21 protein-coding genes are annotated in these 25,438 nt (G+C 72.1%); 16 read left to right on the top strand and 5 right to left on the bottom strand.

The genetic code is table 11. The features are described 5' to 3' along the window. Positions 1-42: 42 nt before the first annotated feature. The 10 genes from rbfA to Mam01_RS21795 all read left to right on the top strand — a co-directional run bounded on the left by rbfA (position 43) and on the right by Mam01_RS21795 (position 13,050). The gene (rbfA, locus tag Mam01_RS21840; RefSeq protein ID WP_204287090.1) at positions 43-543 is read left to right on the top strand and encodes a 30S ribosome-binding factor RbfA; all 501 of its coding nucleotides are present in this window, start codon (positions 43-45) and stop codon (positions 541-543) included. Further along, positions 540-1,574, top strand: a complete 1,035-nt coding sequence (locus tag Mam01_RS21835; protein ID WP_204287089.1) for a DHH family phosphoesterase — start codon at positions 540-542, stop codon at positions 1,572-1,574. Before rbfA ends, Mam01_RS21835 begins: the two co-directional genes overlap by 4 nt. After that, positions 1,571-2,458, top strand: a complete 888-nt coding sequence (gene truB / locus Mam01_RS21830; RefSeq protein ID WP_204287088.1) for a tRNA pseudouridine(55) synthase TruB — start codon at positions 1,571-1,573, stop codon at positions 2,456-2,458. The genes Mam01_RS21835 and truB overlap by 4 nt, the downstream gene beginning before the upstream one ends. A 127-nt stretch (positions 2,459-2,585) precedes the next feature. Next, positions 2,586-3,530: a bifunctional riboflavin kinase/FAD synthetase gene (locus Mam01_RS21825; protein WP_204287150.1), complete on the top strand. Its 945-nt coding sequence runs from the start codon at positions 2,586-2,588 to the stop codon at positions 3,528-3,530. Between the two features lie 161 nt (positions 3,531-3,691). Further along, positions 3,692-3,961, top strand: coding sequence for a 30S ribosomal protein S15 (gene rpsO, locus Mam01_RS21820; protein ID WP_150936800.1), 270 nt, complete (start codon positions 3,692-3,694; stop codon positions 3,959-3,961). 281 nt (positions 3,962-4,242) lie between these two features. After that, on the top strand, positions 4,243-6,573 hold the full coding sequence (locus Mam01_RS21815; RefSeq protein ID WP_204287087.1) for a polyribonucleotide nucleotidyltransferase: 2,331 nt from the start codon (positions 4,243-4,245) through the stop codon (positions 6,571-6,573). Beyond that, on the top strand, positions 6,570-7,880 hold the full coding sequence (locus Mam01_RS21810; RefSeq protein WP_150936804.1) for a M16 family metallopeptidase: 1,311 nt from the start codon (positions 6,570-6,572) through the stop codon (positions 7,878-7,880). Before Mam01_RS21815 ends, Mam01_RS21810 begins: the two co-directional genes overlap by 4 nt. 234 nt (positions 7,881-8,114) lie before the next feature. Further along, positions 8,115-8,852: a 4-hydroxy-tetrahydrodipicolinate reductase gene (dapB, locus tag Mam01_RS21805; RefSeq protein ID WP_150936806.1), complete on the top strand. Its 738-nt coding sequence runs from the start codon at positions 8,115-8,117 to the stop codon at positions 8,850-8,852. Between the two features lie 32 nt (positions 8,853-8,884). Further along, on the top strand, positions 8,885-11,764 hold the full coding sequence (locus tag Mam01_RS21800; RefSeq protein ID WP_204287086.1) for an ATP-binding protein: 2,880 nt from the start codon (positions 8,885-8,887) through the stop codon (positions 11,762-11,764). Positions 11,765-11,799: 35 nt separating this feature from the next. Next, on the top strand, positions 11,800-13,050 hold the full coding sequence (locus tag Mam01_RS21795; protein WP_204287085.1) for an FAD-dependent monooxygenase: 1,251 nt from the start codon (positions 11,800-11,802) through the stop codon (positions 13,048-13,050). Between the two features lie 47 nt (positions 13,051-13,097). On the opposite strand, the gene Mam01_RS21790 is transcribed toward Mam01_RS21795, so the two are convergent. The 4 genes from Mam01_RS21790 to Mam01_RS21775 all read right to left on the bottom strand — a co-directional run bounded on the left by Mam01_RS21790 (position 13,098) and on the right by Mam01_RS21775 (position 16,938). Continuing rightward, positions 13,098-13,970: a 1,4-dihydroxy-2-naphthoate polyprenyltransferase gene (locus Mam01_RS21790; protein ID WP_204287084.1), complete on the bottom strand. Its 873-nt coding sequence runs from the start codon at positions 13,968-13,970 to the stop codon at positions 13,098-13,100. A 160-nt stretch (positions 13,971-14,130) separates the two neighbouring features. Beyond that, positions 14,131-14,733 carry a GNAT family N-acetyltransferase gene (locus Mam01_RS21785; protein WP_150936814.1) on the bottom strand — a complete coding sequence of 201 codons (603 nt, stop codon included), beginning with the start codon at positions 14,731-14,733 and terminating at the stop codon, positions 14,131-14,133. A 38-nt stretch (positions 14,734-14,771) separates the two neighbouring features. Further along, positions 14,772-15,317, bottom strand: coding sequence for a CGNR zinc finger domain-containing protein (locus Mam01_RS21780; RefSeq protein ID WP_204287083.1), 546 nt, complete (start codon positions 15,315-15,317; stop codon positions 14,772-14,774). Between the two features lie 226 nt (positions 15,318-15,543). Continuing rightward, positions 15,544-16,938 (bottom strand): aminotransferase-like domain-containing protein, encoded by a 1,395-nt coding sequence (locus Mam01_RS21775; RefSeq protein ID WP_204287082.1) that lies wholly within the window; start codon positions 16,936-16,938, stop codon positions 15,544-15,546. 34 nt (positions 16,939-16,972) lie between these two features. Here Mam01_RS21775 and Mam01_RS21770 point away from each other — a divergent pair, with 34 nt between their 5' ends. Beyond that, positions 16,973-17,899, top strand: a complete 927-nt coding sequence (locus Mam01_RS21770; protein WP_373868714.1) for a DMT family transporter — start codon at positions 16,973-16,975, stop codon at positions 17,897-17,899. Between the two features lie 76 nt (positions 17,900-17,975). Here the strand turns inward: Mam01_RS21770 and Mam01_RS21765 are convergent, their stop codons facing one another. Next, positions 17,976-18,941 carry a quinone oxidoreductase family protein gene (locus Mam01_RS21765; RefSeq protein ID WP_239101506.1) on the bottom strand — a complete coding sequence of 322 codons (966 nt, stop codon included), beginning with the start codon at positions 18,939-18,941 and terminating at the stop codon, positions 17,976-17,978. 83 nt (positions 18,942-19,024) lie between these two features. Between Mam01_RS21765 and Mam01_RS21760 the strand changes: the two genes are divergently transcribed. The 5 genes from Mam01_RS21760 to Mam01_RS21740 all read left to right on the top strand — a co-directional run bounded on the left by Mam01_RS21760 (position 19,025) and on the right by Mam01_RS21740 (position 25,373). Further along, the gene (locus Mam01_RS21760) at positions 19,025-19,612 is read left to right on the top strand and encodes a TetR/AcrR family transcriptional regulator (protein ID WP_204287080.1); all 588 of its coding nucleotides are present in this window, start codon (positions 19,025-19,027) and stop codon (positions 19,610-19,612) included. 53 nt (positions 19,613-19,665) lie between these two features. Next, complete coding sequence (locus Mam01_RS21755; RefSeq protein ID WP_204287079.1) at positions 19,666-20,151, top strand: MarR family winged helix-turn-helix transcriptional regulator; 486 nt, start codon at positions 19,666-19,668, stop codon at positions 20,149-20,151. Positions 20,152-20,227: 76 nt separating this feature from the next. After that, positions 20,228-21,658: an MFS transporter gene (locus Mam01_RS21750; RefSeq protein ID WP_204287078.1), complete on the top strand. Its 1,431-nt coding sequence runs from the start codon at positions 20,228-20,230 to the stop codon at positions 21,656-21,658. 100 nt (positions 21,659-21,758) lie between these two features. Next, on the top strand, positions 21,759-22,151 hold the full coding sequence (locus tag Mam01_RS21745) for a ClpX C4-type zinc finger protein (RefSeq protein WP_204287077.1): 393 nt from the start codon (positions 21,759-21,761) through the stop codon (positions 22,149-22,151). A gap of 1,311 nt (positions 22,152-23,462) precedes the next feature. Continuing rightward, positions 23,463-25,373, top strand: coding sequence for an HNH endonuclease signature motif containing protein (locus Mam01_RS21740; RefSeq protein WP_204287076.1), 1,911 nt, complete (start codon positions 23,463-23,465; stop codon positions 25,371-25,373). Positions 25,374-25,438 lie beyond the last annotated feature (65 nt).

The following is a 25,438-nucleotide window of genomic DNA, read 5'->3' as shown; positions in this document are numbered from 1 at the left end:
CGGGCCCCCGCGTCAGCCGTACAGATACGAGGGAGCGTGAGCATGGACGCAGCGCGTGCCAGGAAGCTGGCCGACCGCATCCAGCAGGTGGTGGCGGAGATGCTGGAGCGGCGGATCAAGGATCCGCGGCTGGGGTTCGTGACGGTGACCGACACCCGGGTCACCGCGGACCTGAGCGACGCGACCGTCTACTACACGGTCTTCGGTTCGGAGGCGGAGCGGGCCGACTCGGCCGCCGCGCTGGAGAGCGCCAAGGGCATCATCCGCTCCGAGGTCGGCCGGCAGACCGGCCTGCGGCACACTCCCACCCTCTCGTTCGTGCACGACCCGCTCCCCGACAACGCCCGCCACATGGACGACCTGTTCGCGCTGGCCAGGGCCAAGGACGCCGAGGTCGCCAAGCAGGCCGAGGGCGCGCAGTTCGCCGGCGAGGCCGACCCCTACCGCTTCGAGGACGACCTCGACGCCGAGGCGGCCGAGGAGGAGGGCGAGGAGACGGCCGAGGAGGAGCCCAGCGGCCGCGCCGGACACTCCGCCCGGTGACCGCGATCGAGACCGCGATCGGCGAGCCGGACTGGCGGCGGGCGGCCGATCTCATCCACGGCGCCGGCACACTGGCGCTGGCCTGCCACGTCTCCCCCGACGGGGACGCCCTCGGCTCGATGCTGGGCCTCGGGCTGGCGCTGGCGCGGTCGGGGAAGAAGGTCGTGGCGTCCTTCGGCGACCGGTTGCTCGAGGTGCCCCGGCTGCTGCGGTTCCTGCCCGGCCAGGAGCTGCTCGTCGAGGTCGCGGCCTATCCCGCCGAGCCGGATCTGATGATCACTTTTGACGCGTCCACGATGGAGCGGCTGGGCCTGCTCGCGCCGCACGCGGGCAAGGCCGGGGAACTGCTCGTGATCGACCACCACGTGTCGAACACCAGGTTCGGGACGGTCCACCTGGTGGATCCCTCGGCCGCCTCCACCACGATGGTGGTCGAGGAGCTGATCCACCGGCTCGGGCTGCCGGTGGACCGATCCGTCGCCACCTGCCTGTACGCCGGACTGGTGACCGACACCGGCTCGTTCCGGCACTCCGTCACCACGCCGGCCGCCCACGCCATGGCGGGCCGGTTGCTGGAGACCGGGCTCCGCCCGGAGGAGCTCGCCCGTGAGCTGTGGGACCGGTCGCCGTACGCGTATCTGCGGGTGCTGGGCGCGGCGCTCGGACGGGCCACGCTGGAACCGGACGTCGCGGGCGGCCACGGGCTGGTGTGGACCTTCGTGAGCCGCGCCGACCGCGCCGCCGAGGGCCTGCCGTACGACGAGGTCGAAGGCGTGATCGACGTCGTGCGCCGGGTCGACGAGGCCGAGGTCGCGGTCGTGCTCAAGGAGGACGACGACGGCGGCTGGAACGTCTCGACGCGGTCCAAGGGCGTGGTGGACGTGGCCCGTGCCTGCGCCGCCCTCGGCGGCGGCGGGCACGCGCGGGCCGCGGGGTTCTCCTCGGCGCTGCCCGTGGCGGACACGATGGCCGCCCTCCGCCCCCTCCTCACCCCGCCCGTCCCTCCTCACCCGCACAGGACTGAGCCGTGACAAGAAGGCCCCCGCCGCCGAGCGGGCTCATCATCGTGGACAAGCCCGCGGACTGGACGTCCCACGACGTCGTGGGCAAGATGCGCGGCGTCGCCGGCACCCGCAAGGTCGGCCATGCCGGCACGCTCGACCCGATGGCGACCGGCGTGCTGGTGATCGGCGTGGAGAAGGCGACCCGCCTCCTCGGGCACCTCGCGCTGACCGAGAAGGTGTACGAGGCGACGATCCGCCTCGGGGCCTCGACCAACACCGACGACGCCGAGGGCGAGGTGACCGCCACCACGCCCGCGGGCCATGTGACCGACGAGGACATCCGTGCGGGCGTCGCCGCGCTCACCGGCGAGATCATGCAGGTGCCGCCGCAGGTGAGCGCCATCAAGGTCGACGGAGAACGGGCCTACAAGCGGGCCCGGGCGGGGGAGGAGGTCGCCCTCGCCGCCCGGCCGGTCACGGTGCGCGCCTTCGAGATCGGGGAGATCAGGCGGACCCCGGAGACGGTGGACCTCGACGCGGTCGTCACGTGCTCCAGCGGCACCTACATCCGGGCGCTGGCCCGCGACCTCGGCGCGTCGCTCGGCGTCGGCGGCCACCTCACCCGGCTGCGCCGCACCCGGGTCGGCCCGTACGGCATCGAGTCGGCCCGCACGATCGAGGACCTCGCCCGCGAATGCGTGATCATGCCGATGGCCGACGCGGTGGCGGCGGCCTTCCCCCGGCGGGACGTGGCCGAGGACGAGGCGCGACTGGTCGCGCACGGCGGGCGGCTGCGCGCGGCGGGCCTCGGGCCCGGCCCGGTCGGCGTGTTCGGGCCGGACGGCGCGCTGCTGGCGCTCGCCGAGGAGCGCGACGGGGCGGCCCGGCCCCTGGTGGTCTTCGTCTCCTGAAACCGGGGCTGATTCCCGCGCGGCCGCCCGGGCATGGCAGGCTGTCTACTGCGCGCGAGGGCGTCCGGGAGGGCGATCCGGGCCGCCTCGCCGGAGGCGGGGCACATGGATGCGAAGCGAGGTCGAGGTGCAGAGCTGGCACGGGCTGGACGAGGTCCCGCAGGACTGGGGCAGGTCCGTCGTCACCATCGGCGTGTTCGACGGTGTCCATCTCGGTCACCAGCGCATGGTGACGCGGACGGTCGGCATGGCCGGCGACCTCGGGCTGCCGGCCGTGGCCGTGACCTTCGACCCGCATCCCGAGGAGGTCGTCCGGCCCGGCCACCAGCCGCCCCGGCTCACCACCACACCCCGACGGGTCGACCTGCTGTTCTCGCTCGGCGTCGACGCGGTGTGCGTGCTGCCGTTCACGCTGGAGTTCTCCCGCATGACGCCGGACGAGTTCGTGCAGACCGCGCTGGTCGACCGCCTGCACGCCGCCGGTGTCGTGGTGGGGGAGAACTTCCGCTTCGGTCACCGGGCGGCGGGCGACCTGGAGACGCTGCGCACACTGGGGGAGAAGTACGACTTCACGGCCGAGGGGGTGCCGCTCGTCAGCGACGGCGAGGCCATCTCCTCCACCCGGATCCGCGAGCGGCTCTCCACCGGTGACGTCGCGGGCGCGGCGGCCCTGCTCGGCCGCCCCCACCGGGTGGAGGGCGTGGTGGTCCGCGGCCACCAGCGGGGCCGTGCGCTCGGCTTCCCGACCGCCAACGTCGAGTCGCCGCACAACACCGCCGTCCCGGCCGAGGGCGTCTACGCCGGGTGGCTGGAGTGCTTCCAGTCCCCCTCGCCGTACGAGGGGGAGCGCTGGCCCGCCGCGATCTCGATCGGCACCAACCCCACCTTCGACGGAGTGGAGCGCACGGTCGAGGCGTACGCGCTGGACCGCGACGACCTCGACCTGTACGGCGCGCACGTGGCGGTGGACTTCGGCGAGCGGCTTCGCGACACGCTCAGGTTCGACTCGATCGAGGCGCTGATCGAGCAGATGCACGAGGACACGGCGAGGGCACGCGCGTTCACGTCGTGACGCACCGCGACGGAGCGCCGCCGGCACCTGGTAGGGTTGTATGTCAGCCATGTTCGGGTGGAGCTTTCCACCCCGGCTGTCTGTCACGGCGACTGTAGGCACGCACGGTCGTTCGCGGGCTCGAAGTGTCGCGCGTGCCATTTCATCAGAACGGAGAAGCAGTGTCGCTCGACGCCGCTACCACCAAGACCATCATCACCGAGTACGGCACCACCGAGGGTGACACCGGGTCCCCGGAGGTCCAGATCGCGCTTCTCAGCAGGCGGATCAGCGACCTGACCGAGCACCTGAAGACCCACAAGCACGACCACCACAGCCGTCGTGGTCTGCTCCTGCTGGTCGGCCGGCGCCGCCGGCTGCTGAAGTACCTGCAGGCCAAGGACATCACCCGCTACCGCTCCCTGATTGAGCGGCTGGGCCTTCGCCGATAAGGTGAGTAAGGAGCGGCGATTCCTCGCCGCTCCTTTTCCATAAACAGGCCACAATGGCCTGGCAAGACAACTGAAGAGCCGAGACACAGTGCCCCGCGTCCGCAAGCAAGCCGCAGCGCGATCCCGCGGCGTGAGAGGGCCGGTCCTCGGTAGTGGCCCCCGGTCGGCACGGCGAAAGCCGTGCGGACGGACCGGGCGCTTCGATCGAAGACCGGCACTGCACCTGAACGGGGAGCCCGGCAACCGAGACGCGGGAGACCGATCCGAGAAGGAGGTCCCCCGTGGAGGGTGTCCACAGCACGGAGGCCGTTATCGACAACGGCCCCTTTGGCACGCGTACGATCAGGTTCGAGACCGGCAGGCTGGCCAGGCAGGCAGCAGGCAGCGCGGTCGCGTACCTGGACGACGAGACCATGATCCTGTCCGCGACCACCGCGTCCAAGCATCCCAAGGAGAACCTCGACTTCTTCCCGCTGACGGTGGACGTCGAGGAGCGGATGTACGCGGCGGGCCGCATCCCCGGCTCGTTCTTCCGCCGGGAGGGCAGGCCGTCGGAGGACGCGATCCTCACCTGCCGCCTCATCGACCGGCCGCTGCGGCCGTCGTTCGTGAAGGGCCTGCGCAACGAGATCCAGATCGTCGCGACGATCATGGCCCTGCACCCCGACCACCTGTACGACGTGATCGCGATCAACGCCGCGAGCATGTCGACGCAGCTCGCCGGGCTGCCGTTCTCCGGCCCGATCGGCGGCGTGCGGGTCGCGCTCATCGACGGCCAGTGGGTGGCGTTCCCCACCCACGTCGAGCTTGAGCGCGCCACGTTCGACATGGTCGTCGCCGGCCGCACGATCGCCGACGGCGACGTGGCGATCATGATGGTCGAGGCCGAGTCGACCCGCGACACGCTGAAGCTGGTCGCCGAGGGCGCGGTCGCCCCGACCGAGGAGGTCGTGGCCCAGGGCCTGGAGGCCGCCAAGCCGTTCATCAAGGTGCTCTGCGACGCGCAGTCCAAGCTGGCCGAGGTGGCCGGCAAGGAGACCGCCGAGTATCCGATCTTCCTCGACTACCAGGACGACGCCCTGGAGGCCGTCACCGCCGCCGTGCGGAGCGAGCTGGCCTCGGCGCTGACGATCGCCGGCAAGCAGGAGCGCGAGCTGGAGATCGACCGGGTCAAGCAGCTCGCGGCCGAGAAGCTGCTGCCCGACTTCGAGGGCCGCGAGAAGGAGATCGGCGCCGCGTTCCGGTCGCTGACCAAGAAGCTGATGCGCGAGCGGGTCATCAGCGAGGGCGTCCGCATCGACGGCCGCGGGCCCAAGGACATCCGGCAGCTCAACGCCGAGGTCCACGTCGTGCCCCGGGTGCACGGCTCGGCCCTGTTCGAGCGTGGCGAGACCCAGATCCTCGGCATCACCACGCTGAACATGCTGCGCATGGAGCAGATGATCGACACGCTCAATCCCGAGCGGACCAAGCGCTACATGCACAACTACAACTTCCCGCCGTACTCCACGGGTGAGACGGGCCGCGTCGGCTCGCCGAAGCGCCGGGAGATCGGCCACGGCGCGCTGGCCGAGCGGGCGCTGATCCCCGTGCTGCCCACGCGTGAGGAGTTCCCGTACGCGATCCGGCAGGTGTCGGAGGCGGTCGGGTCGAACGGCTCGACCTCCATGGGGTCGGTCTGCGCCTCCACGATGGCGCTGCTCGACGCGGGCGTCCCGCTCAAGGAGATGGTCGCGGGCATCGCGATGGGTCTCATCGGCGAGGGCGAGACCTTCGTCACGCTGACCGACATCCTCGGCGCCGAGGACGCGATGGGCGACATGGACTTCAAGGTCGCCGGCACCAAGGACCTGATCACCGCGCTCCAGCTCGACACCAAGCTGGACGGCATCCCGGCCCACGTGCTCGCCGCCGCGCTGAAGCAGGCGAGGGGCGCCCGGCTGGCGATCCTCGACGTGATGCAGGAGGCCATCGACGCCCCGGCGGAGATGAACCCGACCGCGCCGCGGATCATCACCATCAAGGTCCCGGTCGACAAGATCGGCGAGGTCATCGGCCCCAAGGGCAAGATGATCAACCAGATCCAGGACGACACGGGCGCCGAGATCACCATCGAGGACGACGGCACGATCTACATCGGCGCCACCGACGGCCCGTCCGCCGAGGCCGCCCGCACGCTGATCAACGGCATCGCGAACCCGCACATGCCGGAGGTCGGCGAGCGCTACCTGGGCACGGTCGTCAAGATCGCCGCGTTCGGCGCGTTCGTCTCGCTGCTCCCGGGCAAGGACGGCCTGCTGCACGTCTCGCAGATCCGCAAGCTGCACGGCGGCCGGCGGATCGAGAACGTCGAGGACGTCATGAACGTCGGCGAGAAGATCCAGGTCGAGATCGCCGAGATCGACTCGCGCGGCAAGCTCTCGCTGGTCCCGGTCGAGGTGGTCGAGAAGGAGGCCGCCGAGAAGGACGCCGGTGCTGAGACCGGTGCCGCGGAGACCGGTGCCCCGCCCGCCGAGGCCGCCGCCGCGCCGGAGGGGGAGGACGAGCAGCCGCGGGCTCCGCGCCGCAGCCGCAGCCGTACCCGTGGCGGACGGGACGAGCGCAACTCGTGACCACCGAGACGCTGTTTCCGGGCAAGGAGGGTGCGGGGGTCGTCCGCCGCACCGTCCTGCCCGGCGGCCTTCGGGTCGTGACGGAGACGATGCCGACCGTGCGCAGCGTCGCGGTCGGCATGTGGGTGGGCATCGGTTCGCGCGACGAGGCCCCCGAGCACATGGGGGCCACCCACTTCCTGGAGCACCTGCTCTTCAAGGGCACGCCGACGCGGGACGCCATGGAGATCTCGGCGTCCATCGAGGGCATCGGCGGTGAGATCAACGCGTTCACCGCCAAGGAGTACACCTGCTACTACGCCCGGGTGCTCGACGAGGACCTGCCGCTGGCGATCGACGTGCTCGCCGACGTGGTGACCTCCTCGCTGGTCACCGAGGAGGACGTGGAGTCGGAGCGCGGCGTGATCCTGGAGGAGATCGCCATGCACGACGACGATCCCTCCGACGTGGTGCACGAGCAGTTCTCCACCGAGTTGTACGGCGACACGCCGATCGGCCGTCCGATCCTCGGCAACGACGACTCGATCAACGCGCTCACCCGCGACCGCATCCGCGAGTACTACCAGCGGTTCTACGTCCCGCCCCGCACCGTGGTGTCGGTGGCGGGCAACGTCGACCACGAGCGGGTGGTCGCGCTGGTCGCGGCGGCGTACGAGCGGGCGGGCGCGCTGGGCGGCTCCGCCGCGCCGGCGCAGCCGCGCATCGGCGGGCCCGGCGTGGACGTCCGGAGCGGGGTGCGGGTGCTCGACCGGCCCACCGAGCAGGCCAACCTGGTCCTCGGCATGACCGCCGTCTCCCGCAACGACGACCGGCGCTTCGCCCTCGGCGTCCTGAACGCGGCGCTCGGCGGCGGCATGTCGTCGCGCCTGTTCCAGGAGATCCGGGAGAAGCGCGGCCTGGCCTACAGCGCCTACAGCTACACCTCCCAGTACGCCGACACCGGCCAGTTCGGGATCTACGTGGGCTGCCTGCCCTCGAAGATCGACGACGTGCTGAAGATCTGCCGCGACGAGCTGGGCAGGGTCCTGGCCGAGGGCATCACGCCCGAGGAGATCGCCCGCGGCAAGGGCCAGATGCGCGGCGGGCTGGTGCTCGGTCTCGAGGACACCGGCTCGCGCATGTCCAGGATCGGCAAGAGCGAGCTCGTCTACGAGCGGCTCATGACGGTGGACGAGATACTTGGGCACATCGAGGCGGTCACCCCCGAGGAGATCGCCGCGGTCGCCCAGGACGTCCTCAACCGGCCCCTGACGCTCGCCGTGATCGGGCCGTACGCCGACAAGGACTTCGGCTTCGCCATCGCCTGAGCCTGTCGTGAGGCCGTCGTGAGCTTGTCGTAAGCCTGTCGTGAGCCCGCGCCGCGGGCTGTGGAGGCCGCGTGTGGTGCATTCGCACCGCACGCGGCCTTTTCTCGTCTGCCGTCCGCACTGACCCCTGGCCGCGCTTCCCCGTCCGTGTCTCCTGCCCGTGTCTCCTGCCCGTGTCTCCTGTCCGTGCCTCCCCTCCGCCGTCGCGGCGGCCGGGCGCTATAGCCTTGGCGCGTGATTAAGGTCGGTGTTCTGGGCGCCCGAGGGCGCGTGGGTGTGGAAGTGTGCAAGGCCGTGACCGCGGCCGACGACCTGGAGCTCGTGGCGGAGGTCGACAAGGACGACAAGCTCGACGCGCTGAGCGGCGCGGAGGTGGTGGTGGACTTCACCCACCCCGGCGTCGTGATGGACAACCTCGAATGGTGCATCTCCCACGGCATCCACACGGTCGTCGGCACGACCGGGTTCGACGACGAACGGCTGGAGACCGTGCGCGGCTGGCTGGCCGCCAATCCGGGGACGAACTCGCTCATCGCCCCCAACTTCGGCATCGCCGCCGTGCTGATGATGCACTTCGCCGCGCAGGCGGCCAGGCACTTCGAGTCCGTCGAGATCGTCGAACTGCACCACCCGCACAAGGCCGACGCGCCCTCCGGCACCGCCCGCCGTACGGCCGAACTGGTGGCGCGGGCGCGGCGCGAGGCGGGTCTCGCCCCCTCGCCCGACGCGACCTCCACCGCGCTGGAGGGCGCCCGGGGGGCGACCGTCGACGACGTCCACGTGCACGCGGTGCGGCTCGCGGGGCTCATCGCGCACCAGGAGATCATCTTCGGCGGCGAGGGGGAGACCCTCACGATCCGCCACGACTCGATGAGCCGCGCCTCGTTCACGCCCGGCGTCCTGCTGGGCGTACGACGGGTCGGGGGCCTCGACGGCCTCACCGTGGGCCTGGAGCACCTCCTCGACCTGTAGTGGTCGCCGCCCGCCGGAGGATAATCTCCGGCATGCGGTTCGGAATCCTCGGCGAGACCCGGGCGTGGCGCGACGACGGGATCGAGGTTCCGCTGGGCGGACCGGCGCGGCGCGCGCTGCTGGCGCTGCTGCTGATCCGCCCTGGCCGGGTCGTGCCGTCCGACCGGCTGACCGGGGAGATCGATCCCGGCGGCGTGCTGTCGGCCCACGCGCTGCAGTCGCAGGTGTCCCGGCTGCGCGCCGCGCTGGGGCCGGAGGCCGTGATCGAGCGGAGCGGTGCGGGATACCGGATCCTGGTCGCGGACGACGACGTGGACGCCTGCCGGTTCGAGCGGCTGGCCGGGCAGGGCCGGACGGCGTTGCGCGACGGCGAGGCGGAACGAGCGGTGACGCTGCTGCGCGAGGCGCAGGACCTGTGGCGCGGACCCGCGCTGGCCGGGCTCACCGAGAGCGAGACGGCCCAGGCCGCCGCGACGCGGCTGGAGGAGCTGCGGCTGGCCGCGCTGGAGGACCGGATCGAGGGCGACCTGCGGCTCGGCGAGCATCGCGCCGTGATCGCGGAGCTGCGCGAGCTCGTCGGCCGCCACCCGCTCAGGGAACGGCCGGCCGGACTGTTGATGCGCGCGCTGTCCGCCGAGGGCGGACAGGGCGAGGCGCTGCTCGTGTTCGAGGAGGTGAGGCGGCGCCTGGCCGACGAGCTGGGCGCCGATCCCTCGGCCGAGCTGGTCGCGTTGCACCGGGAGCTGCTGAGCGCCGATCCGTCGCCGTGGCCCGCCGCACCGCCCGCCCAGCTGACCTCCTTCGTCGGCCGCGACGAGGAGGTGGCCGAGGTCGCCGGCCTGCTCCGGGTGGCCCGGCTGGTGACCTTGCTCGGGCCCGGCGGCGTGGGCAAGACCCGGCTGTCGGTCGAGGTGGCCGGGGCGGCGGCCGACGAGGTGTGCTTCGTGGAGCTGGCCGCGCTGGGCGACGGGGACGGGCCGGCGCGGGCGGTGCTCGGCGCGCTCGGCCTACGTGAGAGCGGGCTGCAGATGGGGGACGGCCCGCGGACGCCGGTCGACCGCCTGATCGCGGCGCTGTCCCACCGGGTGCTCCTGCTCGTGCTGGACAACTGCGAGCACGTGGTCGAGGAGGCGGCCGCGCTGGCGGCGCGGCTGCTGGCGGCCTGCCCGCGGCTGCGGGTCCTGGCCACCAGCCGCGAACCTCTGGGAGTCATCGGCGAGCACCTCTACCCGGTGCGTCCGCTCGACGGCGACGCGGCGGTGCGGCTGTTCACCGACCGGGCCCGCGCCGTGCGACGGGGTTTCGCCGCCGACCCCCGGCGCGTACGGCGGATCTGCGCGGCCCTGGACGACCTGCCGCTGGCCGTCGAACTCGCGGCGGCGCGGCTACGCTCGCTGGACCTCGGCGAACTCGAGGGGAGGCTGAACGACCGGCTCGCGATCACGTCCCGCGGCAGCCGTCCGGCCGACGGCCGGCACCGGACGCTGCGTTCGGTGGTCGCGTGGAGCTGGGACATGCTGACCGAGCCCGAGCGGCGAGCCGCACGGCGGTTCACCGTCTTCGCGGGAGGCGCGACGGCGGAGTCGGCGCGGCAGGTGTGCCGCGCGGATGCCGAGACGCTGGAGTCGCTGGCCGACAAGTCGCTCCTGGAGGTCTCCCGCGGCCGTTACCGGATGCTGGAGACGATCCGCGCCTACGGCGCCGAGCGGCTCGACGAGGCGGGCGACCGCGAAACGGCGCTGCGCGCCCACGCGCGGCATGTCCTGGAGCTCGTGCGGGCGGCCGATCCGCACCTGCGGCGGGCGGGGCAACTGGAATGGCTGCCGCTCCTCGTCGCCGAGCACGAGAACCTGCTGGCGGCGGTGCGGTGGGCGGTCGAGGCCAGGGAGATCGCGACGGCCCTGGAACTGCTCGCCGCCGCCTCGGCCTACCTGTGGATCCGGGGCGTGTCCGCCGCGGTCGCACCGTACGCGATCGGGCTGCTCGGCGCGCTCGGTGACACGCCCCCGGACGGCCTCGGCGAGGAGTACGCGACGTGCGTGCTGCTGGCCGCGTCCGACCGCGCGACATGGCGGCGCCACCGCGCGGCGGCGGACAGGGCTCTGGCCGCCGCGTGGTCGGGCGACCGGCCGGGCCGTTACCCGGCGGTCCTGTTGCCGTGGATGATGCGGAACGTCGGCGAAAGCGAGCCACAGGCCGCGTTCACCCTCCTGTCGGCCCAGCACGACAGCCCCGAGCCGTGGGTGCGGGCGGTCGCCCGGATCGTGTCGGGCTTCGGCGCCCTGGGCGAGAGGGACGTCGCACCGGCCGAGCGGGACTTCGGCGCGGCCGCCGAGGATTTCCGCGTTCTCGGGGACAGATGGGGCGCCGCACTGGCTCTGGACATGCTCGCCGGGCTGGCGGGCGGACGCGGCGATCACGCGCGGGCGATCGCCCTGACCGACGATGCCCTCACCCTGACCGGCCTGCTCGGCGCCCGGGAGGACTCCGCCGACCTGCTGGTCAACCGGGGCGACTACCTGGCCGCCGCCGGCGACGCGGAGGGGGCGCGCGCGGACTACGCGAGAGCCGCCGAGCTGGCCCGCGGCGCCGGCAGCGGCACCTGTCTGGGGGCGGCCCTGCGGGGGCTCGGCGACATCGCCCTGGGGGAGGGCGGCCTGGACGAGGCGGAACGGCTGTACGGCGAGGCCCTGGAGCGGATCGACCCGCACTGGATCAGAAGCCTCGGCAACCGGGTGCGCGCGCTCGCCGGGCTGGGCCGCGTCGCGGAAGCGCGCGGCGACCACTCGACAGCCCGGACGCGCTACCGGGAGGCCGCCGGAGCCGTGGCGGCCGGCGGCATCTCGGCTCCGGACGCGCTGCGCCGGCTGGGACTTCCCGAGGCCCTCGCAGAAGCGGTGAGCCGGGGGTGAGCCTCCGGTGAGCCCCTGTCGGCAGGCTCTCCTCCATGGACAACGCCGTGAACAACGCCTCGGAGAACGTCGTGAACGACGCCGTGGCCAACCGCAACGTGCTGATCTCCGGTGCCTCCGTCGCCGGCCCCGCCCTCGCCTACTGGCTCCACCGCCACGGCTTCACCCCCACGGTCGTTGAGCGCGCCCCCGCGCTGCGCGACGGCGGATACGCCGTCGACTTCCGCGGCGAGGCGCATCTGTCGATCCTGCGCCGAATGGGCATCCTGGACGACATCGAGCGCGCCCGCACCGGCATGGGCTCCATGTCGTACGTCAACAGCGCCGGCAGGCCGCTGGCCGAGCTGCCCGCCGACCTGTTCGCCGGGGACGTCGAGATCCTCCGAGGCGACCTGGCCCGCATCCTCTACGACGCCACCAAGGAGCACACCGAGTATGTCTTCGGCGACTCCGTCACCTCGCTCGCCGAGGACGCCGACGGGGTGACCGTGACCTTCGAACGCGGCGAGCCGCGCCGGTTCGACCTGGTCGTCGGCGCCGACGGCCTGCACTCCACCACCCGCCGCCTGGCCTTCGGGCCCGAGGAGGACTACGTCAGGCACCTGGGCGTCTACTGCGCGATCTTCACCACCGCCAACCACCTCGGCCTCGACCACCACGGCCACGCCTACCGTACGGCCAACAGGCTGGTGGCGATGTACAGCGCGCGTCACAACACCGAGGCGAAGGCAGTCTTCTACTTCGGCTCACCGATCCTGGACCTGGACCGGCGCGACGTGGCCCGGCAGCAGGCCGTCCTCGTGGAGCAGTTCACCGGCAACGGCTGGCAGAGCGATCGGCTGCTGAGGGACATGCGCTTCGCGCCGGACTTCTACTTCGACTCGGTCGGCCAGGTCCGCATGGACGCGTGGACCCGGGGCCGGGTGGCCCTGGTCGGCGACGCCGCCTACTGCCCGTCCTCCCTGTCGGGCATGGGGTCCGGCCTGGCCCTGGTCGGCGCGTACGTCCTGGCGGGGGAGCTGGCCGACGCGCACGGCGACCACCGCGTCGCGTTCGCCCGCTACGAGAGGGAGGTGCGCGCGTACGCGGAGCGCTGCCAGAAGATGGGCGACGGCGTCGCCAAGCTGATGGTCCCCGGCAACCGCTTCCTGGCCTCGTTCCTCAACCGCTACTACAGGATCATGCCCTACCTGCCCGGAAGGAACCTGCCCGCGAAGATCGCGCGGAAGACCGCGCAGAGCATCACCCTCCGCGACTACGCCGCGAACGGCGCCCGCTCCCAGTAGGGCGGCAGTGCAGGGCGGCAGTGCAGGGCCGAGCAGGGCGGGGCCGGTCAGAACAGGGCCAGGCCGAGGGCGAACAGCGCGCCGAAGACGAGTTGCAGGCGCCCGGTCTGCTGCAGGGTCGCGATGAGGGCGGGGCCGGTCGCGCCCGAGCGGACCGTCCTGACGGGGGTCACCACGAGGGGGAGCGCGAGCACGGTCAGCGCGGCGAAGGGCCGTGCCGGCACAAGGGCGAGCGCGCAGACGAACGGCAGCACCAGGGTCGCCGCGTAGGCCAGACGGGTCCGGGTGTCGCCCAGCACCACCGCCAGCGTGCGCTTGCCGGACGGCCCGTCGGTCACGATGTCGCGCAGGTTGTTGACCACGAGGAGCGCGCAGGCGAGCAGCCCCACAGGCACCGCCGCGGCCAGCGACAGCCAGGTCAGGCGTTCCACCTGCACGTACGTCGTGCCGGCCACGGCCACGAGACCGAAGAACACGAAGACCGAGAGCTCACCGAGCGCGCGGTAGCCGTACGGGCGGGATCCTCCGGTGTAGAACCAGGCGGCCAGGATGGACGCGAGGCCGACCAGCAGCAGCCACCAGGCGCGGGTGGCGACCACCAGCACCAGCCCCGCGACCGCGGCGGCGAGGAAACAGGCCAGGGCGGCGGCGAGCACCCGCTTCGGCGCCGCGACGCCCGAGCCGACCAGCCGCAACGGGCCGACCCGGTCCTTGTCGGTGCCCTTGACGCCGTCGCTGTAGTCGTTCGCGTAGTTGACGCCGACCTGAAGCGCCAGCGCGACGAACAGGGCGAGCAGGGCCCGCCACCAGACCGCGCCGTCCTCCGCGACCGCCGCGCCGGTGCCGACGGCGACCGGGACGACGGCGGCGGGCAGCGTGCGGGGGCGTGCGCCCGCTAACCATTGAGCTGGGGTGGCCACGTGACTCCCTTTTCCTACCTTTGCGTAGCCGGTGAAGGCGTCACCAGTCTGGCCAATCCCCTGCGGAGTGCCGACAGCGGGGTTGGCGGACGGGACGGGCGGCGGGCGGAAGGCGGGCTGGAGGTGGCCGGGCTGCTGGTGGCCGGGCGGACGCGAGCGGTCAGCTGATGTCGGTGGTCAGGCGGATCATCCGGATCGGGCGGCCCATGTCGAGCACGCGCTCGGCCTCGTCCTCACCCCAGCCGGCCGACTCCAGGAAGCCGAGCATCTGGTGGTTGTCGGCGAACACCCAGGTCACGACCGTGCTGTAGCCGTCCTCGCGGAGGTGGTCCACGGTGGCGTTGAGAAGTCTGCTGCCGTGCCCGCGCCTGATGTGGTTCGGGTCGACGAGCAGGGTCATCAACTCGGCCGTCGTGGCCGGATGGAGGTCGGGATCCTCGGCGGGCCCGTGCGACGCCAGCCCCACGACCCGGTCGGAGGCACGCTGTGCCGCGGTCGCCAGAATCCCGCCGGGCCCGAGCGCGGTGAACGCGTCGGTGTCGGGCACCACCCGCTCGACGGCGACGAGCAGACGGTGACGCGGCGTGGGCGGCGAGAGGATCGCCTCCTCCCACTGGCGGCGCCACATCTTCTCCGCCGCCGGACCCGTCATGTGCTCCAGCGGGACCGGTGGCAGGAAGTCGCGGTAGACCGCCTTCCACGCCCGGATCTGGGTGCTGGTCACCGCGTCGACGTCCTCGAGGCGGGCAGCTCTCACACCCATTCGGCGGGCTCCTTTCTTAGCCTGTAACACCGTACTGGTCAGGAGGGCCTCGCCGTGCCGTCCACCTGGCGTCGTGCCCGATATGCCCGGGTTTTTGTGCGGTTTCCGCAGACGCGCATGGAGCACCAGGAGCGAGACCGGTTCTTTGAGGAGTCGATGAACGCCCACTGGCACGTGCTCTCGGCGCAGACCTTGAGCCGCGGCCAGGTGCCGTCGGCGTGGGCCGCCGGGATCTGCGCGGCGAGCCGCGCCAGGCCGCCCGCGACGCCGGACGCCGTCGGCTCCAGCGCGGGTGTGCCCCCCGAGAGCGTCACGCGCACCGGAAGACCGGCCAGCGCCGCCTCCAGGCCCTCCGGCCCGTCGTACGGGCCTCCGTCGTGGTTGTGGCGCAGCGCCGCGCGCAGCCCTTCGCGCAGGTGGGCGGCGACCGCGAGGTCCTCGTCGGAGGCCCGGTCGCCGTCGCCGGTCAGCCCGCGCTCGCGCAGCCAGACGGACAGGTCGGCCGGCGATGCCAGCTCGTCGGCGTCTCCCTCGACGTCGTAGGTGTTAACGAAGTCGCGGAGCAGCTCCGCCGGGCCCGTCATGATCGATCACCCCTCGTGACCACTGTACGACAGTCGGAGGTCGCGAAATACCAACACCTCCATAAGCGTTACACTGGTGTCTGGCATTCCGGCGGAGGAGAAACCAATGCGTATCAGCTACCTGGCCTACCTGGCGCTGCGGAACAAGGAGCGCCGCGAGCGCCTTTCGCGTGACGCCCGCGCGCCCCGGCAGGACCGCCGGGTCCGGTGACGGTCACCGTGGCGCTCAGTTGGGGAGGACGGCGGCGAGGCGGCGCACGCCCTCGTCGAGCTCGGCGAGGCTGACGGGGGCGGTGTGGGTCAGCCGCAGCCGCGGGCCGGGAGGCTCGGCGGGGTAGTAGATCCGTCCGGGGCTCACCAGCACGCCGTTCGCCTGCGCCGCCTCGGCCGTCTCGGCCTCGTCCGTGCCGGGCGGGAGCCGTACCCACAGGTGCAGGCCGCCGGGGGGCACCAGGTGCGCCTCGGCGGCGGGCGCGTGCCGGGCGAGCCCGGCGAGCAGGGCGGCCTGCCGTACGCCGATCTCCTGGTGGACCGCGCCGAGGTGGCGGCGCCAGGCGGGGGAGGCGAGGAACTCCAGCGCCGTCTCCTGCAGCGGGCGGGCGACGAAGAACGACTCCACCACCTGCGAGGCTCTCAGCCGGTGCGCGGCGGGCCCCCGCGCGACCAGCGCCGCCACCCGCAGGCTCGGTGAGGTGATCTTGCTCAGCGACAGGACGTGGACCACCGTCCCGTGCGCGTCCATGGCCGCCATGGGCGGCGGGACGGGACCGGTCGCCAGATAACGCGCGTAGTCGTCCTCGACGACGAAGGCGCCCGCGGCCCGTGCCACGGCCAGGACCTGTTCCCTGCGCTCGTGGCCGAGGGTCGCGCCGGTGGGGTTGTGCAGCGTCGGCTGGCAGTAGAACACCCGCGCCCCGGTCATGGCGAAGGCCTCCGCCAGCAGGTCGGGCCGTACGCCCTCGCCGTCGAGCGGCACGGCCGTGGCCCGGAGCCCGGCCGCCCGCGCCGCCGCGAGCGCACCCGGATAGGTCGGGGTCTCGACCAGGACCGGCGAGCCCGGCGCCGCGAGCGCCCGGAACGCATGCGTGAGCGCCGACTGGCCGCCGCTGACGACGAGCACGTCGTTCGGGGTGACCGTGCCGCCGACCTCCGACGCGAACCATCGGCGCAGTTCCGGCAGGCCGTTCACGGGCGGCATCCCCCACGCCTCCGGACGGCGTACGGCTCTCGCCGCGGCGGCGGCCAGGGCCCGCGCCGGGCGCAGCCCGGGGTTCAGGTAGCCGCCGGTGAGCGGCACGACGCCCTCGGCGGGCTGGGCCAGCAGGCCGGCCACCGCCGAGTCGTCGACGACCCGGTCGCCGAGGGCCACGGTCTGCCAGGACGAGTCGGGCGCGTCCGCGACCGGCCGCCGGACCGGGGCGACGAACACGCCCGCGCCGGGCCGGGTGACCACCCGTCCCTCCGCCGCGAGCTGGGCGATGGCCCGGGAGACTGTCACCGGGCCGACGCCGTGGCGGCGCATGATCTCCCTGCTCGGCGGCAGCCGCTCACCCGGCCGCGACCGTTCCGTCTCCGTACGGAGGATCGCGGCGAGACGGGCGATACTGCTATCGTCATTCATGAAATATAACGATAGCGCTATCGATGTCCGGCCGATAGCGGGCCGCGGTCCACGGCGGGGAGAACGGCAGGGAGAACAGCGAGAACGGCGGGGAGAGTGGCGGGGCAGCCTGCTCGCCGGGGTGGGGGTCCTGTCGTTCTCGGGATCCTTGCCGGCGACCGTGTTCGCGATGCGGGGGTTCGATCCGTACCTCGTCGCGATCGGGCGGGCCGTGGTCGCGGCGGTCGTCGCGGTGATCTGCCTCAGGGCCGCCGGCGCGCCGCTCCTGCCGCCCCGCGCGCACCTGCGGCCGTACGTGCTGATCGTGCTGGGCGTCGTGCTGGGCTTCCCGCTGTTCAGCGGCCTGGCGCTGAACAGCGGGGCGAGCACGGCCCACTCGGCGGTGGTCGTCGGCCTGCTCCCGGCTGCCACGGCCGCGTTCGCGGTGCTGCGGGCGGGGGAACGGCCGAGGCCGTTGTTCTGGGCCGCCTGCGCGGCCGGCGCGCTGTCGATCACCGTGTTCACGCTGACGCGCGGGACCGGCCGCCTCGCCGGGGCCGACGTGCTGCTCGTGCTCGCCCTGCTGTCGGCCGCCGTCGGCTACACCGAGGGCGGCAGGCTGGCGCGGGAGACGCCCGGCTGGCGGGTCATCTCGTACGCCCTGGTGCTCGCGGCCCCGGTCACGGTCCCGGTGACCGTGGTCCTGGCGGTGACCACACCCATGGCGCCCTCGGCCGAGTCGCTGTCCGGGTTCGCGTACGTCGCGCTGGTGTCGATGTTCCTGGGGTTCATCCCGTGGTACGCCGGGCTCGCCATGGGCGGGATCGCCCGCGCCGGGCAGATCCAGCTCGCGCAGCCGCTGCTCAACCTGGTGTGGGCCTGGCTGCTGCTGCACGAGGAGATCGGTGCCGCGACCGTCACGGCGGCCCTCGCCGTGCTCGTGTGCGTCGCCGCCACACAGGCCGGCCGCCGCACCTCGTAAGCCGGGCTCACGGTGCTGTCTTCACGCGCTGTGTTCACTGCGCTGTGTTCACTGCGCTGTGTTGACGGCGCTGTGTTCACGGCACGAGGACGACCTTGCCGACGGCGGTCCGCGCCTCGATGCGCCGGTGGGCCTCGGCGGCGTCGGCCAGGGGCAGCACCGAGTCGACCTGGGGGCGCAGCCCGCCCCGGGCCGCCAGGTCCAGCACCTCCGCGCGGGCGGCCAGCACACGGGACATCCATGACTCAGGGCCGCCGCAGCCGACGAGGGTCAGGCCGCGCTGCAGCAGGTCCATCGGCGTGACGGCCGGCGGGCCGCCGAGGAGGCCGTACAGCAGCATGCGCCCGGTGCCCGGGGTCATCGCGTCGAGAACCCGCCCGGCGGACGCGCCGCCGAGCGACTCGAAGACCACGTCGACCGGGCCGCCCGCCTCCCGCAGCCGTTCGGTCCAGCCGGGGTCGGTGTGGTCGAAGACGTCGTCGGCGCCGAGCTCCCGGGCGAGCTCGCGTTTGGCCGGGCTGCCCGCGGTGGCGAGGACGCGGGCGGCGCCCATGGGCCGGGCGAGCTGCGTGAGGTAGCCGCCGACGCCGCCGCCCGCCACCTCGGCCAGCACGGTCTCCGTTCCGGTGAGGCCGGCCGTACGCAGGAGGGTCATCGCCAGGGCGCCCTGGACGGCGACCGCCACCGCGTCTGTCGCGGCCAGGGAGTCAGGCACGGGAACGAGGGCGTCGGCGGCGGCCGTGACGTACTCCGCGTAGGTGCCTTCGCCGGTCGCATTCATGATCGCGACTCTGCGGCCGGTGAGGCCGCTGTCCACCCCTTCACCGACCTCGGCCACGACGCCCGCCGCCTCGAAGCCGAAGACCGAGGGGAGCGGCCGGGGCATGGGGAAGAGCCCCGAACGCATCGCGGTCTCGTAGTAGGCCACTCCCACGGCCTCCGTACGGACGAGCACCTGGCCCGGCCCCGGCACCGGAGTGGGCACCTCCTCCAGCGTGAGGACCTCGGGGTCCCCGGTCTTGTGCATCACGATCGCGCGCATGAACGCTCCTAACTGGACCGTCGGTCAAGTTCTGTCGCCGCTACTGTACGGACCACAGGTCCAGTTGTCACCAGGGAGCCGAGATGGGCGAGCAGCGTGCGGAACGCGCCGACGCGGCGCGGAACCGGCGTGCGATCCTCGGCGCCGCGGAGGAACTGCTGCGCAGCCATGCTCCGGACGAGGTGTCGATCGAGCGGATCGCCGCCGCGGCGGGCGTCGGCAAGGGCACCGTCTTCCACCGCTTCGGCAGCAGGGTCGGCCTCATGCGTGCGTTGATGGAGGAACGGGTGCGCGCGCTCGGCGAGGCCGTCGCCGGCGGTCCTCCCCCTCTCGGCCCCGGTGCGCCGCCCCGCGACCGTCTGGTCGCCTTCCTCGACGCGGTGGTCGGGGTCGCCGCCCGCAACGGGAGACTGATCACGGCGCACGACCACGCGCTGGCGACCCGGCGGCACGCCGAGGGGCGCCTCACGGACAACCCCGTCTACCTGTCCTGGCACGCGCACGTGACGTCGCTGATCGCCGAGGCCCGGCCCGATCTCGACGCCGATCTCGTCGCCCATGTCCTCGTCGGCTCGATGCACAACGAGGGGGTCGCGCGACTGCTTCTGGCGGGGGAGTCCGAGCGGGTCGCCGCCGGGATGCGCGCGATGGCGGAGTCCCTCCTGCGGTGACGCCGGTCCGAGAGAGATAATCCTGAACCGGACGAATTGGTAGCCTGGGGGTCATGACCGCCATGGCGCCCTCGCGGACTGAACCCGATCTGTCCTTCCTGCTCGACCACACCGGTCACGTGCTGAGGACCCGGATGGCGGCGGCGCTGGCGGAGATCGGGCTGACCGCGCGGATGCACTGCGTGCTCGTCCACGCGCTGCAGGAGGAGCGCACGCAGATCCAGCTGGCCGAGATCGGCGACATGGACAAGACCACGATGGTGGTCACCATCGACGCCCTGGAGAAGGCCGGCCTCGCCGAGCGCCGCCCGTCGAGGGCCGACCGGCGGGCCCGCATCGTCGCGGTCACGGACAAGGGTGCGCAGGTGGCGAAGCGGAGTCAGGAGATCGTCGACGGGGTGCACCGGGCCGCGCTCGAGTCGTTGCGGGAGGAGGAGGCGGAGATGCTCGTCCGGGCGTTGAACCTCCTGGCCACCGGGCATCTGGGCACACCGGCGGAGGCGCCCCAGGCCGTGCGCCGGGCACGCCAGCGAGGATGATCGGTCATCGGTAGATAGTCTGCAACAAAACTATCTGCTACGGTCCTTTCTGTTCCCCATGAACAGGAGGCGACCGATGTCGCGCATATCCCCTTCGCGCCGGTTGGCACTCGGCGTGCTGTCCACGGCGATGTTGATGACGATCCTCGACGGCAGCATCGTCACCGTGGCCCTGCCCGCGATCCAGCGCGATCTCGGGTTCGCGCCCGCCGACCTGAGCTGGACGGTCAACGCCTACCTCATCGCGTACGGAGGGTTGCTCCTGCTGGCCGGGCGCCTGGGCGACCTCCTCGGCCGCAGGGCCGTGTTCCTGGCCGGCAACGTGGTCTTCACCGTCGCGTCCCTGCTCGCCGGAGTGGCGGGAGACCCGGCGACGCTGATCGGCGCCCGGTTCCTGCAGGGCGTCGGCAGCGCCATGGCCACCGCGGTCGTGCTCGGGATCCTGGTGACGACCTTCACGGACCCGGGGGAGCGGGCCAAGGCCTTCGGGGTGTTCGGCTTCACCGGCGCCGTCGGAGCGTCGCTGGGCGCGGTGCTCGGCGGCGTCCTCACCGACGCCCTCGGCTGGCACTACATCTTCCTGATCAACATCCCGATCGGTGTGGTCACCGTCGTGCTGGCCGTCCGGGCGCTGCCGGCGGAACGGGGCCCCGGCCTGTCGGGCGGGGCCGACGCCCTCGGCGCCCTGCTGGTCACGGCCGGGCTCATGCTGGGCATCTACGCCGTGGTCCAGATCGAGCGGTACGGCGCGGGTGTCCTGTGGTTCGGCGCGGCGTCCCTCGTGTCGCTGGCCGCCTTCCTCGTCCGTCAGGCGACCGCCCGCACTCCGCTCATGCCGCTGCGGGTCCTCCGCTCGCGCGCCGTCGCGGGGGCCAACCTGGTGCAGGTCCTGGCGCTGGGCGCGATGTTCGCCTTCCAGGTCGTGGTCGCGCTCTTCATGCAGCACGTGCTGCGGTACGGCGCGCTCGGCACCGGTCTGGCCATGCTTCCGGCGGCGGTGTCCATCGCGGTGGTGTCCCTGTTCGTCTACCCCCGGCTGGCCATGCGCTTCGGCGCGCGTGGCGTCCTGCTGGCCGGTCTCGCGCTGCTGATCGGCGCGATGGGCTGGCTCGCCCGCGTTCCCGTCGACGCCCGATACGCGACCGACCTGCTCCCGGTGATGGTGCTCATCATGGGCGGCGGCCTCGTGCTCCCGGCGCTGACCACGCTCGGCATGTCCGGGGCGCGCAGCGACGACGCGGGTCTGGTCTCCGGACTGTTCAACACGACTCAGCAGATCGGGATGGCCACCGGCGTCGCGGTGCTGTCCACGCTGGCCGCGTCGCGTACGGAGGGCCTGCTGGCCGACGGGGCGAGCGGGGCGGTGGCCCTGGCCGGAGGCTACCGGCTGGCCTTCACCGTGTCCTTCATCCTGCTGGTCGCCGCTTTCGCGGTCGGGCTCCTCGTCCTGCGGCGGTCTCGGGCGGACGTCGGGCACGAGGCGGAGCTCCAGCCCGAGCGGGCGTGATCACCGACTGATTCGGGATGTCTTGTCAGGCAGTTCCTGACGGCGTAGTCTCCTGATCGCTCGTCAGGAAACGCCTGACAACGAATGCCGGGAGGGCGACATGCCGGCACCTTCTCTGTCGGAACAGGACATCCGCTGCTCGTTCTGCTCGAAGTCGAAGACCGAGGTGAACAAGATGGTCGCCGGGCCCGGCGTCCACATCTGCAACGAGTGCGTGGGGCTCTGCGCCGAGATCCTGGCCGCCCAGGCCGCCAAGGCCGCCGAGTCCGCTGAGCCCGCCGAGGCCGCGGAGATCCCGTACGCCGAGAGCATGACCGACGAGCAGATCCTGGAGTTCCTGCCGCGCATCGCGGCCGTGGGCGCGCAGGTGGAGGAGAACCTGCGGGTCTGGGTGCAGCGCCTGCGTGATCGGGGCGTCACCTGGGCCAGGATCGGCGCCGCCCTCGGCATGGCCCGCCAGTCCGCCTGGGAGCGGTTCTCCGGAGAGGAGTGACACGCCGTCGCCGGATGCGAGAACTCCCGGCCGAACGTCGCCCTCGCCCCCGGGTGTTATCCCTGGAAATCGCGCCAAGAGAACCCTGGTTCGCGGTCGTCGCGTTTCGCGAAAGTAACGCGTAGTTTGATCGCATCCTCTACAGCCGAGGTATTTGCCGGATTTGATGGACATGGACGGCATGTCGAGGCAATCTCGCATAGTCGGCGGTTGGTGCGGCGTTAGGAATGATTTTCGGGTCACGGTCCCTAAAACCTCCCCGCCCGGACATTCTTCACCGGCCCGTGCTTTCACCGGCTTGGGCGGAAGCAGACCGGATAAGTGAGTGCAGAATTCGGCTCGGCAAGCCGCCCTGGGGCGCGTCGTCATCGATCGCGGGACGAGCCCTCTCGCGTGCGCCAGTGACCCCTCTTCGTCGTACGCGGCAGGAAAGCGGAGCGGCGGCACCTACCAGAACGGCAGGACCGTCGCTCTTCCGGCCGTCCACCATCAACTGATAAAAGGCGTTCTGGTCGCACCACAAGAGGGCCGGTTTTCCGTGTGCCTGTGACACCAACAAATCGCTACGCAGGGGTGTTCATGGTGCGGTGATGTGAAAGAATCAATACAGGTTTTCGAATTCATCGGGGAGGTGTGATGGATCTGTTCGGTGCTGATCCTGTGCACCCCCCTCGTTCGAACGACACTGGCGATGACGACTGGTGGGAGCGGCTCACCGCCGGTTCGCCCCTTTGGTCATCCGAGGGCGCGCTTGCCCGTGAATATGTGCCGATCGTCGAGCCCGGGGCGTCAAAGCACGCAAGCCGACTCAGCGATTCGCTGAAAGTCCCCCTTATTAAGGCGTTTTCGAATCGTGTCGGGGCAAGGAGCGCCGACGGCTTCGCTTCCGGCGGCACTTCCGGCGGCACTTCCGGAGGCACTTCCGGAGGCGCTCATGGCGAGGTTCCCGGTTGGGTGTCCGGCAGTGGTTCTGTCGGTGGTTCTGTCGGTGGTTCTGTCGGTGGTTCTGTCGGTGGTTCCGCTGGTGCGCCTGGCGGCGCCCCCGCCACCAGTCCAGGTGACGTGAACCAGGATGCGAGCCGCGGTGCCACCGGCTTCGATCGGGATGCAGACCAGAGCGGTACGGGCCGAGAGCACGATGCCGGTTGGGATCACGATGCCGGCCGGGATCACGATGACGGGGACGCCGGTAGCGCGCCTGGTGGTGCGCCCGCTGATACTCCCGGTGCTACGCCTGGCAGTGCGTCTAATGGTGCTTCCGGCGGTGCTTACGGTGGCGCTTTCGGCGCTGGGTCGTCGTCGTGGGTGGCGGTGGCGGCGGTTGCTGAGGCGGCGCGGGTTGTGGCGCTGATGCCGGTGCCCGAGGACGCGGGCGTGTGTCTGGCCGAGGCCGAGGAGTTGCTGTCGGCTCGCGACCGGATCACTTCGGCGTTGGCGGCCCGGGTGGGCCGGGTCCATCGGGCCGGGGAGGCGAAGAGTCATGGGCATGCGTCCACCAAGTTGTGGCTGCGTTCCGCTGGGGGGATGACCCCTGCGGGTGCGGGCCGGTTGGTGACGATGAGCATGGAACTGCACCGCCTCCCGCAGGTGCGCGAGCGCTTCGCCGAAGGCACCTTGCCCGAGGGCATTGTGGAGGCGATCTGCACCGCGACCTCCGGGCTGACCGACGACCAGGCGAAGACGGCTGAGGGGATCCTGCTGGAGCTGGCGAGATCGGCGGGCGCGGCTGAGGTGGCCAAGGCGGGGCGGTATCTGCGGGCGGTGCTTGACCCCGACGGCCACGAAAAGGACGAGCAGGCCGACTTCGACCGCCGATTCTTCCGCGTCCGCCGTCGCAGGAACGGCGGTGTGGAGGGAGAGTTCTACCTGCCAGTAGAGGCCGCCGCGCGGTTGCAGCACTGGCTCGACGTCTACGCCAAGCCCAAGGCCGAGGGTGACGACCGCACCCTGAGTGTGCGGAACGCGGACGCGTTGATCGCGCTCCTGGAGAACAAGATCGTGACCGAGCTTCTGGTGCTCGTCAACGCCGAGTCCCTCCCCGACGACCCCCCAAACGCCGACCCCACAGCCGACTCCCCAGGCGCCGAACCCGCGAGCACCGACGCTGCCGACGACCTCGCCGACGACCTCTCGGGCGACCACCCAACCGGCGACACCTCAGGTACCGACCCGTCTGGCGCCGACCCCGGCCTCGACCCCGGCTCAGGAAGTGATCCTGGCCCTTGGCTTGACGCCTGCGCCGCTGAGAACCCCGCCGCCGAGGCCTGCGCGACCTGCTCCGACGACCCTGCTACGGACGCTCCCGCCTGCGGCGACGAGCGCTCGGCTCCCCAGTACACGACCACGGGCGGCTCCGCCGTCGTCTGGCCGCACTTCGACTCGGCCGACGGCGACGAGCGTGCCGACCCCGCCGACCACCTTGGCAACGTGGGCGAGGTCGATGAGGTCGGCGACGCCCGGCAGGATCACGCCGACCAGACAGACGTGCAGAGACACCGAGCGAGGGATTCGCGGCGCACATGTGCGCATCAGGCACATGCCCCTGATCCCTCGTCCGAGCGTAACGACGCTACTGGCCTCCGCAGCGAGGACAGCCCCAGGACGGGAGGCAACGCCTGGCCGGGGGCGGGAGCCGATGGACCGTCGGGTACGGACCCCGACGCTCCTCCGGGTGCGGAACAGGGTGACGCTTGGCTGGGTGGCAGTGCCTGGCTTGGCGGTGACGCGTGGGCGGGGGTGGGAGCGGATGTGCCGCCGGGGAACAGACGGCCGGGGGTGGGGGGCAATGCGCCGCCGGGGGTGTGGTTGCGGGGGTTGCCGGGGTTGATACTGGCGACCGGGCATCTGCTGCCCGTCTCCGGCGTGCACCGGCTGGCGCGTACCAGCACTTTGGTGCGGATAGTCATGGACGCTGCCGGGCAGGTGCTGGACATGGGCCGCAAGGTTCGCCTGGCGACCCCCGCCCAGCGTCGGGCGGTCTTCGCCCGGTATGCCACCTGCTGGGTGGACGGCTGCCCGCTGCCCGCCAGCATGTGCCAGATCGACCACGCGGAGAACTGGTGCAGCGGCGGGCTGACCGACCTGAAGCTGCTGGGACCGGCCTGCCAGTTCCATAACCGCGACCGCTACCGCCATCCCACCCGCTACACCCGCCGAAAGATCGGCGAGGACCGGTGGGCCTTCACCTACCGCAACCCCCGCACCACCCGGAGACGCCTATGACGTCGGACCCCGCCAACGCTGACATGCGGTAGCGGGCGAGGCCCTTGCCGGCCGCGCCCGGGGTC

The organism is Microbispora amethystogenes (assembly GCF_016863015.1).
Classification (GTDB): Bacteria; Actinomycetota; Actinomycetes; order Streptosporangiales; family Streptosporangiaceae; genus Microbispora; species Microbispora amethystogenes.
This window is presented reverse-complemented; position numbering and strand designations above follow the sequence as displayed.

Excerpts from the sequence above, each read along its gene's own strand:
- rbfA (WP_204287090.1), top strand. The coding sequence starts at position 43 with ATGGACGCAGCGCGTGCCAGGAAGCTGGCCGACCGCATCCAGCAGGTG.
- Mam01_RS21800 (WP_204287086.1), top strand. The coding sequence starts at position 8,885 with ATGCGGTTCGGAATCCTCGGCGAGACCCGGGCGTGGCGCGACGACGGG.
- Mam01_RS21795 (WP_204287085.1), top strand. The coding sequence starts at position 11,800 with ATGGACAACGCCGTGAACAACGCCTCGGAGAACGTCGTGAACGACGCC.
- Mam01_RS21785 (WP_150936814.1), bottom strand. The coding sequence starts at position 14,733 with ATGGGTGTGAGAGCTGCCCGCCTCGAGGACGTCGACGCGGTGACCAGC.
- Mam01_RS21780 (WP_204287083.1), bottom strand. The coding sequence starts at position 15,317 with ATGACGGGCCCGGCGGAGCTGCTCCGCGACTTCGTTAACACCTACGAC.
- Mam01_RS21775 (WP_204287082.1), bottom strand. The coding sequence starts at position 16,938 with ATGAATGACGATAGCAGTATCGCCCGTCTCGCCGCGATCCTCCGTACG.
- Mam01_RS21765 (WP_239101506.1), bottom strand. The coding sequence starts at position 18,941 with ATGCGCGCGATCGTGATGCACAAGACCGGGGACCCCGAGGTCCTCACG.
- Mam01_RS21760 (WP_204287080.1), top strand. The coding sequence starts at position 19,025 with ATGGGCGAGCAGCGTGCGGAACGCGCCGACGCGGCGCGGAACCGGCGT.
- Mam01_RS21755 (WP_204287079.1), top strand. The coding sequence starts at position 19,666 with ATGACCGCCATGGCGCCCTCGCGGACTGAACCCGATCTGTCCTTCCTG.
- Mam01_RS21750 (WP_204287078.1), top strand. The coding sequence starts at position 20,228 with ATGTCGCGCATATCCCCTTCGCGCCGGTTGGCACTCGGCGTGCTGTCC.
- Mam01_RS21745 (WP_204287077.1), top strand. The coding sequence starts at position 21,759 with ATGCCGGCACCTTCTCTGTCGGAACAGGACATCCGCTGCTCGTTCTGC.